Annotated in this window: 15 protein-coding genes and 1 tRNA gene; 14 read left to right on the forward strand and 2 right to left on the reverse strand. The window is 62.5% G+C overall.

All coding sequences use genetic code 11. The features are described from left to right. From FHR27_RS03875 to FHR27_RS27420, 5 genes are all read left to right on the forward strand, one after another. Positions 1–1,140: a homogentisate 1,2-dioxygenase gene (locus FHR27_RS03875; protein WP_179537836.1), complete on the forward strand. Its 1,140-nt coding sequence runs from the start codon at positions 1–3 to the stop codon at positions 1,138–1,140. Continuing rightward, positions 1,140–2,120 (forward strand): fumarylacetoacetate hydrolase family protein, encoded by a 981-nt coding sequence (locus tag FHR27_RS03880; protein WP_179537837.1) that lies wholly within the window; start codon positions 1,140–1,142, stop codon positions 2,118–2,120. Before FHR27_RS03875 ends, FHR27_RS03880 begins: the two co-directional genes overlap by 1 nt. Positions 2,121–2,369: 249 nt before the next feature. Next, positions 2,370–3,020 carry a maleylacetoacetate isomerase gene (maiA, locus tag FHR27_RS03885; RefSeq protein WP_179537838.1) on the forward strand — a complete coding sequence of 217 codons (651 nt, stop codon included), beginning with the start codon at positions 2,370–2,372 and terminating at the stop codon, positions 3,018–3,020. 83 nt (positions 3,021–3,103) lie between these two features. Then, the gene (locus FHR27_RS03890) at positions 3,104–4,492 is read left to right on the forward strand and encodes an amino acid permease (RefSeq protein WP_179537839.1); all 1,389 of its coding nucleotides are present in this window, start codon (positions 3,104–3,106) and stop codon (positions 4,490–4,492) included. A gap of 254 nt (positions 4,493–4,746) precedes the next feature. Next, positions 4,747–6,702: a methyl-accepting chemotaxis protein gene (locus FHR27_RS27420; RefSeq protein WP_179537840.1), complete on the forward strand. Its 1,956-nt coding sequence runs from the start codon at positions 4,747–4,749 to the stop codon at positions 6,700–6,702. A gap of 59 nt (positions 6,703–6,761) precedes the next feature. On the opposite strand, the gene FHR27_RS03900 is transcribed toward FHR27_RS27420, so the two are convergent. Beyond that, positions 6,762–7,892 carry a metal-dependent hydrolase gene (locus FHR27_RS03900; protein WP_179537841.1) on the reverse strand — a complete coding sequence of 377 codons (1,131 nt, stop codon included), beginning with the start codon at positions 7,890–7,892 and terminating at the stop codon, positions 6,762–6,764. 140 nt (positions 7,893–8,032) lie between these two features. On the opposite strand from FHR27_RS03900, the gene arfB reads away from it, so the two are divergent. Then, on the forward strand, positions 8,033–8,446 hold the full coding sequence (arfB, locus tag FHR27_RS03905) for an alternative ribosome rescue aminoacyl-tRNA hydrolase ArfB (RefSeq protein ID WP_179537842.1): 414 nt from the start codon (positions 8,033–8,035) through the stop codon (positions 8,444–8,446). Here the strand turns inward: arfB and dkgB are convergent. Continuing rightward, complete coding sequence (gene dkgB, locus FHR27_RS03910; protein WP_179537843.1) at positions 8,443–9,246, reverse strand: 2,5-didehydrogluconate reductase DkgB; 804 nt, start codon at positions 9,244–9,246, stop codon at positions 8,443–8,445. The genes arfB and dkgB overlap by 4 nt on opposite strands. 357 nt (positions 9,247–9,603) lie before the next feature. Between dkgB and FHR27_RS03915 the strand changes: the two genes are divergently transcribed. From FHR27_RS03915 to pheS, 8 genes are all read left to right on the forward strand, one after another. Further along, the gene (locus FHR27_RS03915; protein WP_042552865.1) at positions 9,604–10,005 is read left to right on the forward strand and encodes a PA2779 family protein; all 402 of its coding nucleotides are present in this window, start codon (positions 9,604–9,606) and stop codon (positions 10,003–10,005) included. Beyond that, the gene (locus FHR27_RS03920) at positions 9,990–10,949 is read left to right on the forward strand and encodes a PA2778 family cysteine peptidase (protein WP_179537844.1); all 960 of its coding nucleotides are present in this window, start codon (positions 9,990–9,992) and stop codon (positions 10,947–10,949) included. Before FHR27_RS03915 ends, FHR27_RS03920 begins: the two co-directional genes overlap by 16 nt. A 535-nt stretch (positions 10,950–11,484) precedes the next feature. Next, positions 11,485–11,561, forward strand: a tRNA-Val gene (locus FHR27_RS03925). A gap of 220 nt (positions 11,562–11,781) precedes the next feature. Beyond that, positions 11,782–13,704 (forward strand): threonine--tRNA ligase, encoded by a 1,923-nt coding sequence (gene thrS / locus FHR27_RS03930; protein WP_179537845.1) that lies wholly within the window; start codon positions 11,782–11,784, stop codon positions 13,702–13,704. Continuing rightward, a complete protein-coding gene (gene infC / locus FHR27_RS03935; RefSeq protein WP_179540022.1) occupies positions 13,704–14,255 on the forward strand; it encodes a translation initiation factor IF-3 in 552 nt (183 codons plus the stop codon). Before thrS ends, infC begins: the two co-directional genes overlap by 1 nt. A 60-nt stretch (positions 14,256–14,315) precedes the next feature. Beyond that, the gene (gene rpmI / locus FHR27_RS03940; protein WP_042552869.1) at positions 14,316–14,510 is read left to right on the forward strand and encodes a 50S ribosomal protein L35; all 195 of its coding nucleotides are present in this window, start codon (positions 14,316–14,318) and stop codon (positions 14,508–14,510) included. A 27-nt stretch (positions 14,511–14,537) separates the two neighbouring features. Further along, positions 14,538–14,894 (forward strand): 50S ribosomal protein L20, encoded by a 357-nt coding sequence (gene rplT / locus FHR27_RS03945; RefSeq protein WP_003461224.1) that lies wholly within the window; start codon positions 14,538–14,540, stop codon positions 14,892–14,894. A 97-nt stretch (positions 14,895–14,991) separates the two neighbouring features. Beyond that, positions 14,992–16,008, forward strand: coding sequence for a phenylalanine--tRNA ligase subunit alpha (gene pheS / locus FHR27_RS03950; protein WP_042552870.1), 1,017 nt, complete (start codon positions 14,992–14,994; stop codon positions 16,006–16,008). Positions 16,009–16,031 lie beyond the last annotated feature (23 nt).

The raw sequence follows: 16,031 nt of genomic DNA on the forward strand, positions 1-16,031 counted from the left end.
ATGAGCCGCAAATGGATCAGCTTTCCCCTGCGTGAAGGCGAGCACTCGCGCCAGGCTCACTGTGACCTGCCCGCCGAGACCTACGAGCGGGAAATGGGCCGCGAGGGTTTCTTCGGCCCCGTGACCCACCTGCATCACAAGCACCCGCCCACCGGCTGGGTCGACTGGCAGGGCCCATTGCGGCCCCATGCCTTCGACTTCAACCGGATTGCCAGCGAGCACGACTGCCCGCTGCAGGCGCCGCTGACCCTGCATAACGCCGACATTCGCTTGCGCGTGTGGAAGACCGCCGGCGCCATGAGCCACCTGGTGCGCAACAGCGATGGCGATGAACTGCTGTTCGTGCATGACGGCGCGGGGCACTTCTACTGTGATTTCGGGCACCTGGAGTACCGCGATGGCGATTACCTGGTGATTCCCCGTGGCACTGCCTGGCGCATCGAGCCGACAGCGCCCAGCCATTTCCTGCTGATCGAAAACACCGATGGCGCCTACCAACTGCCCGACAAGGGGCTGCTCGGGCCCCAGGCGATCTTCGATCCGGCCGTGCTCGATCATCCGCATATCGATGAGGCCTTCAAGGCCCAGCAGGACGAGCGCACCTGGCAGATCCGCATCAAGCGGCGCAACCAGATCAGCACCGTGACCTACCCCTACAACCCTCTGGATGCGGTGGGCTGGCACGGCGACAACACCGTGGTGCGCCTCAACTGGCGCGATATCCGGCCCCTGGTGAGCCATCGTTACCACCTGCCACCGTCGGTACACACCACCTTCGTGGCCAACGGCTTCGTGGTCTGCACCTTCACACCGCGGCCGGTGGAATCCGACCCCGGCGCACTTAAGGTGCCGTTCTTCCACAACAACGATGACTACGACGAAGTGCTGTTCTATCACCGCGGCAATTTCTTCAGCCGTGACAACATCGAAGCCGGGATGGTCACCCTGCACCCCTGCGGCTTCCCCCATGGCCCGCACCCCAAGGCCCTGAAGAAGGCGCAGACCGACCCAGCCACCTTCACCGATGAGGTGGCGGTGATGATCGATACGCGCCGCGCCCTGGAAGTGGCTGACGCCGCTGCTGCGGTGGACGTTGCCGAGTACGTGAATTCCTGGCGTGCGCCGGGCAAGGAGTCCTGATGAAACTGGCATCACTGAACCAGGGCCGTGATGGCGTGCTGGTGGTCGTCTCCCGCGATCTGTCACGTGCCGTTCGCGTGCCACAGATCGCCCACACGCTGCAGGCCGCCCTGGATCGATGGGCGAACATGCGGCCGCAACTGGAGGCGGTCTACCAGCGCCTCAATGATGGTCTGGAGACTGCCGCGTTCGACTTCGACCAGCGCGATTGCCACAGCCCGCTGCCACGCGCCTATCACTGGGCCGATGGCAGTGCCTACGTCAATCATGTCGAGCTGGTGCGCAAGGCCCGCGGTGCCGAGATGCCCGAGTCGTTTTGGCACGAGCCGCTGATGTACCAGGGTGGCGCGGATGCCTTCATCCCGCCCCACGCGCCGATCCGTCTGGGTGACGAAGCCTGGGGTATCGATCTGGAAGCCGAACTGGCGATAATCACCGACGACGTGCCGATGGGCGTCACGCCTGCCCAGGCGCTCGGGCATGTGCAGTTGCTGCTGCTGGTCAACGACGTGTCGCTGCGCAACCTGATTCCCGGCGAGCTGGCCAAGGGCTTCGGCTTCTACCAGAGCAAGCCGTCGTCGAGCTTCTCACCAGTGGCGGTCACCCCGGACGAGCTGGGCGAGAGCTGGCGCGAGGGGCGGGTGCATCGGCCACTGGTGTCGCATATCAACGACCAGCTGTTCGGCCAGCCCGACGCCGGCACCGACATGACCTTCGACTTCCCCACGCTGATTGCCCACGCCGCCCGTACCCGCCCCCTGGGCAGCGGCACCCTCATCGGTTCGGGGACCGTTTCCAATTACGACCGCAGTGCCGGTTCCAGCTGCCTGGCCGAGAAGCGCATGCTGGAGGTGATCGAGCACGGCGAGGCGAAAACCCCGTTCCTCAAGTTCGGTGATCGGGTGCGCATCGAGATGTTCGACGCCGCTGGTGCGAGCATCTTCGGCGCCATCGACCAGCAGGTCGAACGCTACCGCTAGCCAGGAGCCTGGTTTGTGCAGGCGCGTCGCCCTCGGCGCGAAGCGGTTGCGGCCTTCGCATGATCTGTGCTGGCTGCAAGATTCGCCCCGGGGGCGGGGCTCCTACGGGTATGGGGTTGGCGGCAAGGTATTTGCGGGTCGCGTAGGAGCGTCGCCCTCGGCGCGAAGCGATTGCGGCCTTAGCGCATCATCTGCGCTGGCTGCACGATTCGCCCCGGGGGACGGGGCTTCTACAGATGTGGAGGCTGTATGTTGACGTTGTATTCCTACTGGCGCTCCAGCGCTGCTTACCGGGTGCGTATTGCACTGAACCTGAAGGGCATCGCTTACCGGCAGGTGCCGGTGCATCTGGTTCGCGAGGGCGGGGAGCAGCACGGCGATGCCTACCGGGCGCTGAACCCCCAGGGCCTGGTGCCGCTGCTGGTGGACGAGGAGAACGGCGGGGTGCGGATCGCCCAGTCGCTGGCGATTCTCGAATACCTCGAGGAGATCTTCCCGGTGCCGGCGATACTGCCTGGCGAACCGGCGCAGCGCGCGGCGATCAGGGCGCTGGCGCTGCACATCGCCTGCGAGGTGCATGCGCTCGACAACCTGCGGGTGCTGCAGTACCTCGGGCGTGAACTGGGCGTCTCCGAAGAGGGGCGAAGCGCCTGGTACCGGCACTGGGTGGCTCAGGGCCTGGCTGCCGTGGAACAGGATCTGGTGGCGTACGGTGAAACATTTTCCCTGGGCAAGCGGCCCGGCTATCTGGAAGCCTGTTTGGTTCCACAGGTGTACAATGCGCGCCGTTTCGACTGTGACCTCGATGCGTATCCTCGCATCCTCGCTCTGACCGCACGCTGTGAGGCCCTCGAGGCATTCCGGCAAGCCGCACCGGATGCCCAGCCCGACGCGCAGTGATCGACGAGAAAACCAAGCCATTCCGCCAGGCCACGAGCCGAGCGGGTTCGATCCCGTCACGGTCGATCACCCACAGGTGACAGATGCCAAGCGAAATGCTCCAGACAGGCCCGCTCAAGCGCGGCCTGAAGAACCGCCATATTCAATTGATCGCCCTGGGTGGCGCCATCGGTACCGGTCTGTTCCTCGGCTCGGCCGGGGTCATGGCGTCGGCCGGGCCATCGATGATCCTCGGCTACGCCATCGGCGGTTTCATCGCCTTCCTGATCATGCGCCAGCTCGGCGAAATGATCGTCGAAGAGCCCGTGGCCGGCTCCTTCAGCCACTTCGCCCATGCCTACTGGGGGCCGTTCGCGGGCTTCCTGTCGGGCTGGAACTACTGGGTGCTCTACGTGCTGGTCGGCATGGCCGAGCTCACCGCAGTGGGCAAGTACGTGCAGTACTGGTGGCCGGAGGTGCCGACCTGGGCCACCGCGGCGGTGTTCTTCGTCGCCATCAATGCCATCAACCTGACCAATGTGCGGGTGTTCGGCGAGGCCGAGTTCTGGTTCTCTATCATCAAGGTGGTGGCGATCATCGGCATGATCCTGCTCGGCTGCTACCTGCTGTTCAGCGGCGCAGGCGGCGAGCAGGCATCGGTGAGCAACCTGTGGAGCCACGGCGGCTTCTTCCCCAACGGCATTTCGGGGCTGGTGATGATGATGGCCATCATCATGTTCTCGTTCGGCGGCCTGGAGCTGGTGGGCATCACCGCGGCCGAAGCCGATCAGCCGCGAACGGTGATCCCCAAGGCGATCAACCAGGTGGTCTATCGCATCCTGATCTTCTACATCGGCGCGCTGACCGTGCTGCTGTCGCTGCATCCCTGGGACGATCTGGTGGCGACTCTCACCGCCGGTGGCGACTCCTACGGCAGCAGCCCCTTCGTGCAGATCTTCTCGCTGATCGGCAGCGACACCGCTGCGCACATCCTCAACTTCGTGGTGCTCACCGCGGCGTTGTCGGTCTACAACAGTGGCGTGTACTGCAACAGCCGCATGCTCTACGGCCTGGCAGAGCAGGGCAATGCGCCCAAAGCGCTGCTCAAGGTCGACAAGCGCGGTGTGCCGGTGCTGGCGATCTTCTTCTCGGCGGCCTTCACGCTGGTCTGCGTGGTGGTCAACTATCTGGTACCCAAGAGCGCCCTGGAGCTGCTGATGTCCCTGGTGGTCGCCGCGCTGGTGATCAACTGGGCGATGATCAGCCTGGCCCACATCAAATTCCGCAAGGCCATGCAGGCCAAGGGCGTCGAACCGTCGTTCAACGCCTTCTGGTTTCCCTTCGCCAACTACCTGTGCCTGGCGTTCGTGCTGTTCATCCTTGGCGTGATGCTGTTCATTCCGGGCATTCGCATGTCGGTGTTCGCCATCCCGTTCTGGCTGCTGTTCATCTGGGGCTGCTTCCAGCTGCGCCAGCGTCGGCTCGCTCGGTAGCCGCCTGGCTACCCGCAACACCCGCAGTGCAAGGCTGCGGGTGTCATTTGTGCCATCTGCTGCCGCGCTGCAACCTTTTGTTGCGCTACAGCAAACCTCTCAGTGAACCTGCAGGTATAGTGGCAAATTAATGGCGCTGTCTTTTTGCTAAGGGTTTTTGCCCGTTGGCCGATGACCTTTCTGGAGCCATGAGTAGCGTCGCCATGACGGCGCTCGAGCACTGCAATCTATAAAAATAAATGGAGCCGCTTAGGATGTTGCATTCTGCCACTCGACTGTTCGTCGACCTTTCCGTAGGCAAGAAACTTCTGATGGGCTTTGGCCTGGTGCTGTTGCTGACCGTTGCCGTGACCGGCAGTGGTTTCGTCGCCGTGCAGGCGGTGATGACGGGGCACGCCCAGTCCCTCGGGCTGTCGACCATCGACGCGCAGATACTCGGTGCGCGGCGCATGGAGCGCGATTACGCCATCAGCCACAGCGAAGCCGATGCGCAGCGCATGCGTGAGCAGCTCGCCAAGGTGCGTGCCGGCCTGGCCGAGCAGATAGCCAGTGCCACCCCCGCCGAACGTGAACGTCTGCAGGCCATGGACACCGCCACCGCGGACTATCTTCAGCAGTTCGACGCCAGCGTGCAGCAGCAGGCTCGCGCCAGCGAAGCCCGTACCCAGATGGGCGAAGCGGCCCAGGAAGCGCGTAGTCAGTTCGAGATGATCGAGCTGGGCATGTACGACGCCGTGCGTGAATTGCGCCTGGCCGGCGACCAACTGCGCGGCAGCGACCCGCTGACCCTGGCGGAAACCGCCTCCAACCTCAGCAAGCGCATGCTCGAACTGCGCGGCCACGAAAGCCAGTTCATCATCGATGGCTCGCCGGCTGCGCTGGAAGACTGGAACTTCGTCAGTTACGACCTGCAATCATCGGCCAGCGGCCTGATGGTGTGGCTCAACGACGATCAGAAGCGCGCGATCGAGGCCGCCCTGCTGGCGCTTGGCACCTACCAGCAGGCGTTCACCAATTTCCAGCAGCTCTACGAACAGAGCAAGGCCAGTGATGCCGCCATGCTCCAGCAGGCCGATCAGGTGCTTGCGCTGGCCGAACAGGCCAAGAACATCGAAGAGCAGAGCATGAACGATGACAGCCGCAGCGCCATGTTGCTGCTCGGCAGCATGGGCGGCGCGGCCGTGTTGATCGGCCTGTTCGCGGCGCTGAGCATCAGCCGTTCCATCGTCGCACCGCTGCGCCAGACCGTGGCCTTCGCCCAGCGCATCGCCGGTGGTGACCTCAGCCAGGATCTGCCTCAGGACCGCCATGACGAACTCGGCCAGTTGCTCGAGGCCATGCAGGGTATGACCCGCAGCCTGCGCGATCTGGTCGGGCGGATTGGCGGTGGGGTTGGGCAGATCGCCGCGGCAGCCGAGCAGCTCTCGGCGATCACCGCGCAGACCAGCGCTGGCGTGCAGACCCAGAAGGTCGAAACCGAGCAGACCGCCACCGCCATGCACCAGATGGCCGCCACCGTGCAGGAAGTGGCGCAGAACGCCGAGCAGGCCTCCCTGGCCGCGGCCGACGCGGATCGCGAAGCCCAGCAGGGCAATCAGGTGGTGCAGCAGGCCATCAGCCAGATCGGCAAGCTGGCCCAGGAGGTCGAGCAGTCGGCTGAAGCCATGCAGGAGCTGAATCAGGAAAGCGGGCGCATCGGCAGCGTGCTGGAAGTGATCCGCGCGGTCGCCGAGCAGACCAACCTGCTGGCGCTCAACGCCGCCATCGAAGCGGCCCGTGCCGGTGACCAGGGCCGCGGTTTCGCCGTGGTGGCCGATGAAGTGCGTGCCCTGGCACGACGTACCCATGACTCGACCCAGGAAATCGAAAACCTGATCGCCAACCTGCAGCGCCTGGCCGGTGGCGCCTCGGCGCAGATGGAAGGCAGCCGTGTCCTGACCCAGCGCACCGTGAGCCTGGCAGGGGAGGCCGGTGATGCACTCGGTCGCATCACCCAGGCGGTGAGCACCATCGAACAGATGAATCAGCAGATCGCCGCCGCCGCCGAAGAGCAAAGCGCCGTGGCGGAAACCATCAGCGAGAGCGTGACCCGAGTACGCGATATCGGCGAACAGAGCGCCAGCGCCAGCCAGCAGACCGCCAGCTCGAGCGCCGAACTGGCGCGTCTTGGCGTCGAGCTACAGGGCCTGGTGCGGCAGTTCCGAACCTGAGGTCGGGATACCCGGGAAAGGGCTTCCCGGGTACCGCTTCGCTCGACCCAGGCTAGGGTTCACAGCGCCGGGTCTTTCTTGTCGTTCGCGGAGCTGGCTGCTTTGCGGCCTGGCGCCAGGTCGGTATCGGGTGGTGAGCTCTCGCCTTGCGGATGCTGGCTCAGCTCGCTGGCCCAGAGCGCCAGTGGGACGGGCGTCGAGGGCTGCCAGATGCGCTGCCAGAGCAAGGCCAGGCGCTGCATGTCGCCGCGCTCCGAGGGCCAGCGCTCGATGAACGACTGCACCTGCCAGGCATCGCCCTGGCGGTGGGCGAAGTCGAAACGGAACGGGTGGAAGCCGGTCATGCCCAGGCGGATGTCGGTGACCACCAGATGATTGCCAAGGCGGTCGTAACGCAGCACGTCATTGGTGAACCACTTCAAGCGTTGATGGGCTGGCGAATTGTCCAGCGCCTCGCCCAATGCGGCCCCGCGAGGCATGCGCTCCAGCACCGGTGGCGCGCCGTCGAACCAACCGACCAACGCCTCGTGGTAGTCCTCGCCCTCGATCACGATGACCCGCCACAACAGCGTATTGAACGGCGTCGGCGAGCTGAAGATGGCTTCGGCTTCGATGCCTTGACGGGCCAGCTCCTGCTCCACCCGGTGCTCGGCCATGTATTTGCCGCCCAGGGTCGAAGCCAGATACAGGGTGGAAAACCCCAGCGCCCAGTTGACCACTGGGTTGGCCCGATCCTTCAGGCCGCTGATCAGCCCATAGATCACCGCGCCAAGCAGCGGCAGGCTGTAGATCGGGTCGATGATGAAGATGCTCGACCAGGCCGCCGGTGTGGGCGCCAGCGGCCAGAGCAGTTGCGTACCGTAACTGGTGAAGGCGTCGAGCAGCGGATGGGTGATCAGTACCAGCCAGATTGCCAGGAACAGCCGCTGGGCCGAATAGCCGGGATGGGGTCGCCACTGTCGTATCAGCCAGGTCAGCAGTAGGGCGAAGCCGCTGAGCACGAACAGCGAATGACTGAAACCGCGGTGATAGGTCATCGCCGCCACCGAGTCGCCGTAGTCGATGATCACGTCCAGATCCGGCAAGGTGCCCAGCACGGCACCATAAAGCAGCGCCTTGCGCCCCTGCCAGCGCCCCAGCAGGGCGCCCTGAATGCTGGCGCCGAGTACGGCTTGGGTAATCGAGTCCATGGTCTTCTCTGAAATGCCTGCGCGGTCGACTACGTTACTTGAGCGCCTCGCACCTTGTATCGGCAAATTTCAAGCAAAGGTTTCAGCCGTGCGGGCGTCTGGCGGGCTATCCTGCACGCCCATTCAGAACAAGGCACCCCATGCTGGTCATTTCCAACAGCATCCATCTGCCTGACGACGAAGTCGAACTCACTGCCATCCGCGCACAGGGTGCAGGCGGGCAGAACGTCAACAAGGTGTCCAGCGCCATGCACCTGCGTTTCGACAGCCAGGCGTCGTCATTGCCGCCGTTCTACAAGGAGCGGCTGCTGGCCCTGCGTGACAGCCGCATCACTGCCGATGGCGTGGTGATCATCAAGGCCCAGCAATATCGCACCCAGGAACAGAACCGCGCCGACGCTTTGCAGCGCCTGGCGGAGCTGATCCGCTCCGCAGGCAAGACCGAAAAGGCCCGCCGCCCCACCAAGCCTACCCTCGGCTCCAAGAAGCGTCGGCTGGAAGGCAAGGCCAAGCGCGGGGCGATCAAGGCGGGCAGGGGTAAGGTCGACTTCTAATCCCAGTGCGGAGCGAAGCCCGGGTTGGCCAGTCGTTCACCGCGCTCCAGCTTGGCGATGGCTGCCATGTCCTGCTCGCTGAGCGTCAGCTTCAGTGCACCCAGGTTGCTTTCCAGATTGGCCCGTTTGGTGGACGACGGAATCACCGCGAAGCCCTGCTGCAGTGCCCAGGCCAGAGCGATCTGTGCCGGGTTGGCGGCGTGTTTGGCGGCGATGTCATGGATCACCGGGTCGGTCATCACCTTGCCATAGGCCAGGGGCATGTAGGCGGTCAGGTGCACGCCGTGTTCCTGGGCGAACGCCACCACCTTGCGGTTCTGCAGGAAGGGGTGGATCTCCACCTGGTGAGTGGCGATCTGGTCGGCGCCCACTACCTCCATCGCCTGTTGCAGGTGCGCGTTGGTGAAGTTGGACACGCCGATCAGCGCGGTCAGGCCAGCGGCCTTGGCCTCCAGCAGGGCGGCCATGTATTCGGCTACCTGCAGGTCGTCATTGGGCGAGGGCCAGTGGATCAGGGTCAGGTCGACCTGATCGAGGCGCAGCTTGCGCAGGCTTTCCTCCAGGCTGGGGATCAGCCTGTCGGCGCCCAGGTTGTCGGTCCAGATCTTGGTGGTGACGAACAGCTCGCTGCGCGGCACACCGCTTTCGGCGATGGCCTGGCCCACTTCGGCTTCGTTGCCGTAGATCTGCGCGGTGTCGATGTGTCGGTAGCCGAGCTCCAGGCCGGTGCGTACCGAGTCGATCACCTGCTGGTCCTTGAGGCGGAAGGTGCCGAGGCCGAGGGCGGGAATCTGTGGCATGTAAGTCTCCTGTTGAATGAACAGCTGTCTGTAGCTGACAGCGATGCCTGGGCGTTGTTGCGCTGGATTCGCGAGCCAGTAAGTGCCGTGGACTTGTGCGTAAGAACCGCGTTTCATGCAGAACATAGTTGCGCCGCGACTACCTGAGCAGCGAGCTGGGCCAGACGCTCTGAGTCATCGGGCACGCGCAATGGCATGAAATGCGCTGGTTTTCGGGGCGTTTTTCGGCGCCGCGCGGCGAGGCTGCAGCGCCCGGTATGCCTGGGCTGCAGCGCCTGCCGAGGTGGCCGCAGATATAGGTGGAACTGGCCGAATGCCACAGGGGTCTAGGATGATGGTTGATAAGGAGATACCAAAATGACCAAATCCCCGTTCTTTCGTCGTCTGGCTGCGATGTTGGCAGTGTTCCATGTCCTGATGATCGCCCAGGTTCCACTCGCCAATGCCGCGATGATCGGTACGGGTGAGGTGCTCACCGAGCAGCAACAGCAGGTCGACCGTCAGCAACTGCTGTCGATGCTCGACGATCAACAGGTCAAGGAAAAGCTGCTCGCCATGGGCGTCGAGCGTGATCAGGTGGAAAACCGCATCAACAACCTGACCAGCGCCGAACTGTCGCAATTCAATGCTCAGCTCTCCGAAGCCCCGGCTGGTGCGGGTGTGGTCGGCATCATCGTGTTGTTCTTGGTGATCTTCATCATCACCGATATGCTCTGCGCCACAGACCTCTTCAGTTTCGTGAAATGCATAAATCGCTAAGACCGCTCCTCGCTTCACTTCTGATCGTCCTGCTCAGTGCATGCGCCAGGTCTCCGGTACTTTCACCGGAGGCCCAGCGCCTGCCTGAGCGGGTCGAGCTCAGCAGCGTTCCCTTCTATCCGCAGACCGCCTACCAGTGTGGGCCCGCCGCTCTGGCGACCATGCTCAACCAGCGCGGTGTGCTGACCACTCCCGGCTTCCTGCAGGACCAGGTCTACATCCCTGGCCGCGAAGGCAGCCTGCAAGTGGAGATGGTCGCGGCAGCGCGTTCTCACGATCTGCTCGTCTATCCGCTCAAGCCCAAACTCGATGCGCTGCTCGCCGAAGTGGCCGCTGGCAACCCGGTGCTAGTGCTGCAGAACCTGGGCTTCGACTGGTACCCGCAATGGCACTTCGCGGTGCTGGTGGGCTATGACCGTCGCGAGCAGACGCTGATCTTGCGTTCCGGCACCACCCGCCGCTGGGTGACCGATTTCGCCGCCTTCGACAAGACCTGGGCGCGCGGCAGCCGCTGGGCCGTGGTGACCATGCCGCCAGACACCTTGCCGGCCACCGCCGAGCCGACCACCTGGCTCAAGGCTGCTGCGGATCTGGAAGAGGTCGGCCGCAAGGACGTCGCCCAGCACGCCTACCGCACTGCCACCCAGCGCTGGCCGGAACAGGCCGTCGGCTGGTTCGCCCTGGCCAACAGCCGTTACGCCGGCGGTGACCTGCGTGGCGCCGAAGCAGCGCTTCGCGAAAGCGTCAGCCGCCAGCCGGACTTCGCTGCAGGCTGGTTCAACCTGTCCCAGGTGCTCGACGAACGCGGCTGCAAAGCGGAGGCCACCAGTGCCCGCCATTGCGCCCAACGCATCGCCCCCGACGACAAGCGCTTCACCGTAATCGGCAAGCAAGGCGCCGCATCAGGCCAGTGCAGCGCACCCGCCGCTTGCCCGGCCCAGTAAGGCATCCGGCAAAACAGAACGGCGCACTCGAGCGCCGTTTTTCGTAGGGGCTGGTACGCGCCGCCCCGGACCGTCTCCCGCAGGGTGGATCGGGGTGGGTAGCTGGCGCTCTTTTCATCCGTCGTCCATGGGTAACCCGATACGGGCGGTCCCGCTCAGGGTGCCGTCTGCCATCGTAATGGTGGAAAAGAGGAGCGTTTTCCACCCTGCGAATGCGTACGTCTTCGTTGCTTGGGCTGGCCTTGGGCCGTGAGGACGCAGAGCGTCTCGGGATGCATACCCACGCGGAGCGTGAGGAGCGATCAGTTGCTGTCCCAATGCTGGAATAGAAGAGCGCTTTCCACCCTGCGAGGGCGATGCGCATCATCGTAGTTCGGGTTGAGTGAAGCGATACCCCAGGAATAAGAGCAGGCGTTACGGCGGCGAGGGCAGGGCGGTTACATGCCTCAAACGTAAAAAACTCAGTTTTTTTAGTCAGTTAGCGAAAAAAGGTGTTGACTCCTCGGCGTGGCTCCGTAGAATGCGCACCCACAGCAGGCACATAGCTCAGTTGGTTAGAGCACCACCTTGACATGGTGGGGGTCGTTGGTTCGAATCCAATTGTGCCTACCAAATTTTAAATGGTCGCTTCGGCGGCCATTTTTTTTGGCCGTCTTGTCAGGCGGTCATGATTCTGAAAGCATCCACCGTTTCACACCTTCCAGTGACTGCGGTTCTGTGGCCAGCCTCACGGCTCCTGCCTCTGTATGGCAGATACGCCACCGGATCGCTTACTGGCTCATCCCAACCCACGTGGCCTTTGGTAGAGGTCACCACTAGGAGAGGAGGCGCCATGCCCATCATTACTCTTCCCGACGGCAGTCAGCGTTCGTTCGATCACCCGGTATCCGTACTCGAGGTGGCGCAATCCATTGGTGCTGGCCTGGCGAAAGCCACCGTCGCCGGCAAGGTCAACGGTCGTCTGGTAGACGCCTGTGACCTCATCGATGCCGATGCGACCCTGCAGATCATCACGCCCAAGGATGACGAGGGTGTCGAAATCATCCGTCACTCCTGCGCCCACCTGATCGGCCACGCGGTCAAGCAGTTGTATCCGACTGCGCGCATGGTCATCGGCCCGGTGATCGACGATGGCTTCTATTACGACATCGCCTACGAGCGCCCCTTCACGCCCGATGACGTCACCGCCATCGAAGCGCGCATGAAAGAGCTGATCGACAAGGACTACGACGTCATCAAGAAAGTGACGCCGCGCGCCGAAGTCATCGACGTGTTCACCTCGCGCAGCGAAGACTACAAGCTGCGCCTCGTCGAAGACATGCCGAACGAGCAGGCCATGGGCCTTTACTACCACGAAGAGTACGTGGACATGTGCCGCGGCCCGCACGTGCCCAACACCCGCTTCCTCAAGGCATTCAAGCTGACCAAGCTGTCCGGCGCCTACTGGCGTGGCGATGCCAAGAACGAGCAGCTGCAGCGCATCTACGGCACCGCGTGGCCCGACAAGAAGCAGCTGGCTGCCTACATCCAGCGCATCGAAGAAGCCGAGAAGCGCGATCACCGCAAGATCGGCAAGCGCCTGGACCTGTTCCACACCCAGGAAGAAGCGCCGGGCATGGTGTTCTGGCACCCCAACGGCTGGACCATCTACCAGGTGCTCGAGCAGTACATGCGTGGTGTGCAGCGTGAAAACGGCTACCAGGAAGTCCGTACCCCGCAGGTCGTCGACCGTGTGCTGTGGGAGAAGTCCGGGCACTGGGGCAACTACGCCGACAACATGTTCACCACCGAGTCGGAAAGCCGCGACTACGCCATCAAGCCCATGAACTGCCCGTGCCACGTGCAGATCTTCAACCAGGGTCTGAAGAGCTACCGCGAGCTGCCGCTGCGTCTGGCTGAGTTCGGCTCCTGCCACCGCAACGAAGCATCCGGCGCCCTGCACGGCATCATGCGCGTGCGCGGCTTCACCCAGGACGATGCGCACATCTTCTGCACCGAAGAGCAGGTGAAGAAGGAAGCGGCCGACTTCATCAAGCTGACCCTTCAGGTCTATTCGGACTTCGGTTTCAGCGACATCAAGATGAAGCTGTCCACCCGTCCGGCCAAGCGCGTTGGCGACGACGCCTTCTGGGATCGCGCCGAGAAAGCCCTGGCCGACGCCCTGAACGATGCCGGCCTGCCGTGGGAATACCTGCCGGGCGAGGGTGCGTTCTACGGTCCGAAGATCGAATTCACGCTGCTCGACTGCCTTGGCCGTGCCTGGCAGTGCGGCACCCTGCAGTACGACCCGAACATGCCGCAGCGTCTGGAAGCGAGCTACGTTTCCGAAGACAACAGCCGCAAGATTCCGGTCATGCTGCACCGCGCGATTCTCGGTTCCTTCGAGCGTTTCATCGGAATTCTCATCGAGCACTACGAGGGTGCCTTCCCGGCATGGCTGGCGCCAACCCAGGCGGTGGTCATGAATATCACCGACAAACAGGCCGATTTCGCCCTCGAAGTGGAAAAAACGCTCACTCAAAGCGGCTATCGTGCCAAGTCCGACTTGAGGAACGAGAAGATAGGCTTTAAAATCCGCGAGCATACTTTGCTCAAGGTCCCCTATCTGCTCGTCATCGGGGATCGCGAAGTCGAGACGCAAACTGTCGCTGTGCGTACCCGTGAAGGTGCTGATCTGGGCTCGATGCCCATCGCCCAATTCAATGAGTTGCTCGCACAAGCGGTTTCCCGGCGCGGTCGCCAAGATTTGGAGTAATTATTATTAAGCGTGAAATGAGACAAGATAAACGAGCTGCACCGAAGGCCCCGATCAACGAGAATATCTCGGCACGCGAGGTTCGGTTAATTGGCGCTGAAGGCGAGCAGATTGGCATCGTCTCTATTGAAGAAGCGCTTAGAATCGCCGAAGACGCGAAGCTGGATCTGGTGGAGATTTCCGCTGATGCGGTCCCACCAGTGTGTCGGATCATGGACTATGGCAAGCACCTCTTCGAGAAGAAGAAGCAGGCTGCCATCGCCAAGAAGAACCAGCACCAGCAGCAGATCAAAGAAATCAAGTTTCGTCCAGGGACGGAAGATGGGGATTACCAGGTAAAACTTCGCAACCTGGTACGTTTCCTGATGGAAGGGGACAAGGCCAAGATCTCTCTGAGATTCCGTGGTCGTGAGATGGCCCACCAGGAGCTGGGTATGGAACTGTTGAAGCGGGTCGAAGCCGACCTCGCCGAACACGGTACCGTCGAACAGCATCCTAAGATGGAAGGACGCCAACTGATGATGGTCATCGCTCCCAAACGCAAGAAGTAACCTCCAGGGCACGGCAGGCCTTATGGTTATCTATATCAACTGAATGCGGAGTATCCGAACATGCCAAAGATGAAAACCAAAAGCGGTGCGGCTAAGCGTTTCCTGAAAACCGCCACCGGCTTCAAGCACAAACACGCTTTCAAGAGCCACATCCTGACCAAGATGTCGACCAAACGTAAGCGTCACCTGCGCGGTAGCACCATGGTGCATCCGTCTGACGTTGCAAAGGTCGCGCGCATGCTGCGCGTTCGTTAATCTCGGTCAAGATAGAGGAAATAACTCATGGCTCGTGTTAAACGTGGCGTTATCGCTCGTGCTCGTCACAAAAAAATTCTGAAACTCGCTAAAGGCTACTACGGTGCACGTTCGCGCGTATTCCGTGTTGCCAAGCAGGCTGTCATCAAGGCTGGTCAATATGCCTACCGTGACCGTCGTCAGAAAAAACGTCAGTTCCGCGCTCTGTGGATCGCTCGTATCAACGCTGGTGCTCGCGTCAACGGTCTGTCCTACAGCCGCCTGATCGCTGGCCTGAAAAAAGCGTCGATCGAAATCGACCGTAAGGTTCTGGCTGATCTGGCAGTGAACGAAAAAGCGGCGTTTGCTGCGATTGTCGAGAAAGCGAAAGCCGTACTGGCTTAAGTCCCCGACAATCACCGGGTTTCGGCCCGGTGCTAAACGTCACCAATAGGGGAAGAGCCTTCAAGCTCTTCCCCTGTTTCGTATCTGGAGTCTGTAAATGGAAAATCTGGATGTGCTGGTCTCGCAAGCGCTTGAGGCCGTCAGCCACACCGACGATGTGAACGCCCTGGAGCAACTGCGGGTTCACTATCTGGGCAAGAAGGGCGAACTGACCCAGGTGATGAAGACTCTGGGCAACCTGTCTGCCGAAGAACGTCCCAAGGCGGGCGCTCTGATCAACTCGGCCAAGGAGCGCGTCCAGGACGCCCTCAACAGCCGCAAGGACATTCTCGAGTCGGCCGCGCTGAGCGCCAAGCTCGCCGCCGAACGTATCGATGTCACCCTGCCGGGCCGTGGCCAGGCATCGGGTGGTCTGCACCCGGTTACCCGTACCCTGGAGCGCGTCGAGCAATTCTTTACGCGCATTGGTTACGGCATCGCCGAAGGCCCCGAAGTGGAGAACGACTACCACAACTTCGAGGCGCTCAACATTCCGGGCCACCACCCGGCGCGTGCCATGCACGACACCTTCTACTTCAACGCCAACATGCTGCTGCGCACTCATACCTCGCCGGTACAGGTACGCACCATGGAGTCCCAGCAGCCGCCGATTCGCATCGTCTGCCCGGGCCGCGTGTACCGTTGCGATTCCGATATCACCCACTCGCCGATGTTCCACCAGGTCGAAGGCCTGTTCGTGGACGAGGGCGTGAGCTTCGCCGACCTCAAGGGCACCATCGAGGAATTCCTCCGGGTGTTCTTCGAGAAGCCACTGGGCGTGCGTTTCCGTCCCTCCTTCTTCCCGTTCACCGAGCCATCGGCCGAAGTCGACATGCAGTGCGTGATGTGCAGCGGCAAAGGCTGCCGCGTGTGCAAGCAGACTGGCTGGCTGGAAGTGATGGGCTGCGGCATGGTCCACCCGAACGTGCTGCGCATGAGCGGCATCGACCCGGAAAAATACTCCGGCTTCGCCTTCGGCATGGGCGTCGAGCGCCTGGCCATGCTGCGCTACGGGGTGAACGACTTACGGCTGTTCTTCGATAACGATCTGCGGTTCCTGGCGCAATTTCGCTAGCACCCCTCGCAGTTTGTAATCGA

This window comes from Pseudomonas flavescens, from assembly GCF_013408425.1.
Lineage (GTDB): Bacteria > Pseudomonadota > Gammaproteobacteria > Pseudomonadales > Pseudomonadaceae > Aquipseudomonas > Aquipseudomonas fulva_A.

Bases quoted from the DNA above. Each gene is read 5' to 3' on its own strand.
- FHR27_RS03875 (WP_179537836.1), top strand. From the start codon at position 1: ATGAGCCGCAAATGGATCAGCTTTCCCCTGCGTGAAGGCGAGCACTCG.
- FHR27_RS03880 (WP_179537837.1), top strand. From the start codon at position 1,140: ATGAAACTGGCATCACTGAACCAGGGCCGTGATGGCGTGCTGGTGGTC.
- maiA (WP_179537838.1), top strand. From the start codon at position 2,370: ATGTTGACGTTGTATTCCTACTGGCGCTCCAGCGCTGCTTACCGGGTG.
- FHR27_RS03890 (WP_179537839.1), top strand. From the start codon at position 3,104: ATGCCAAGCGAAATGCTCCAGACAGGCCCGCTCAAGCGCGGCCTGAAG.
- FHR27_RS27420 (WP_179537840.1), top strand. From the start codon at position 4,747: ATGTTGCATTCTGCCACTCGACTGTTCGTCGACCTTTCCGTAGGCAAG.
- FHR27_RS03900 (WP_179537841.1), bottom strand. From the start codon at position 7,892: ATGGACTCGATTACCCAAGCCGTACTCGGCGCCAGCATTCAGGGCGCC.
- arfB (WP_179537842.1), top strand. From the start codon at position 8,033: ATGCTGGTCATTTCCAACAGCATCCATCTGCCTGACGACGAAGTCGAA.
- dkgB (WP_179537843.1), bottom strand. From the start codon at position 9,246: ATGCCACAGATTCCCGCCCTCGGCCTCGGCACCTTCCGCCTCAAGGAC.
- FHR27_RS03915 (WP_042552865.1), top strand. From the start codon at position 9,604: ATGACCAAATCCCCGTTCTTTCGTCGTCTGGCTGCGATGTTGGCAGTG.
- FHR27_RS03920 (WP_179537844.1), top strand. From the start codon at position 9,990: ATGCATAAATCGCTAAGACCGCTCCTCGCTTCACTTCTGATCGTCCTG.
- thrS (WP_179537845.1), top strand. From the start codon at position 11,782: ATGCCCATCATTACTCTTCCCGACGGCAGTCAGCGTTCGTTCGATCAC.
- rpmI (WP_042552869.1), top strand. From the start codon at position 14,316: ATGCCAAAGATGAAAACCAAAAGCGGTGCGGCTAAGCGTTTCCTGAAA.
- rplT (WP_003461224.1), top strand. From the start codon at position 14,538: ATGGCTCGTGTTAAACGTGGCGTTATCGCTCGTGCTCGTCACAAAAAA.
- pheS (WP_042552870.1), top strand. From the start codon at position 14,992: ATGGAAAATCTGGATGTGCTGGTCTCGCAAGCGCTTGAGGCCGTCAGC.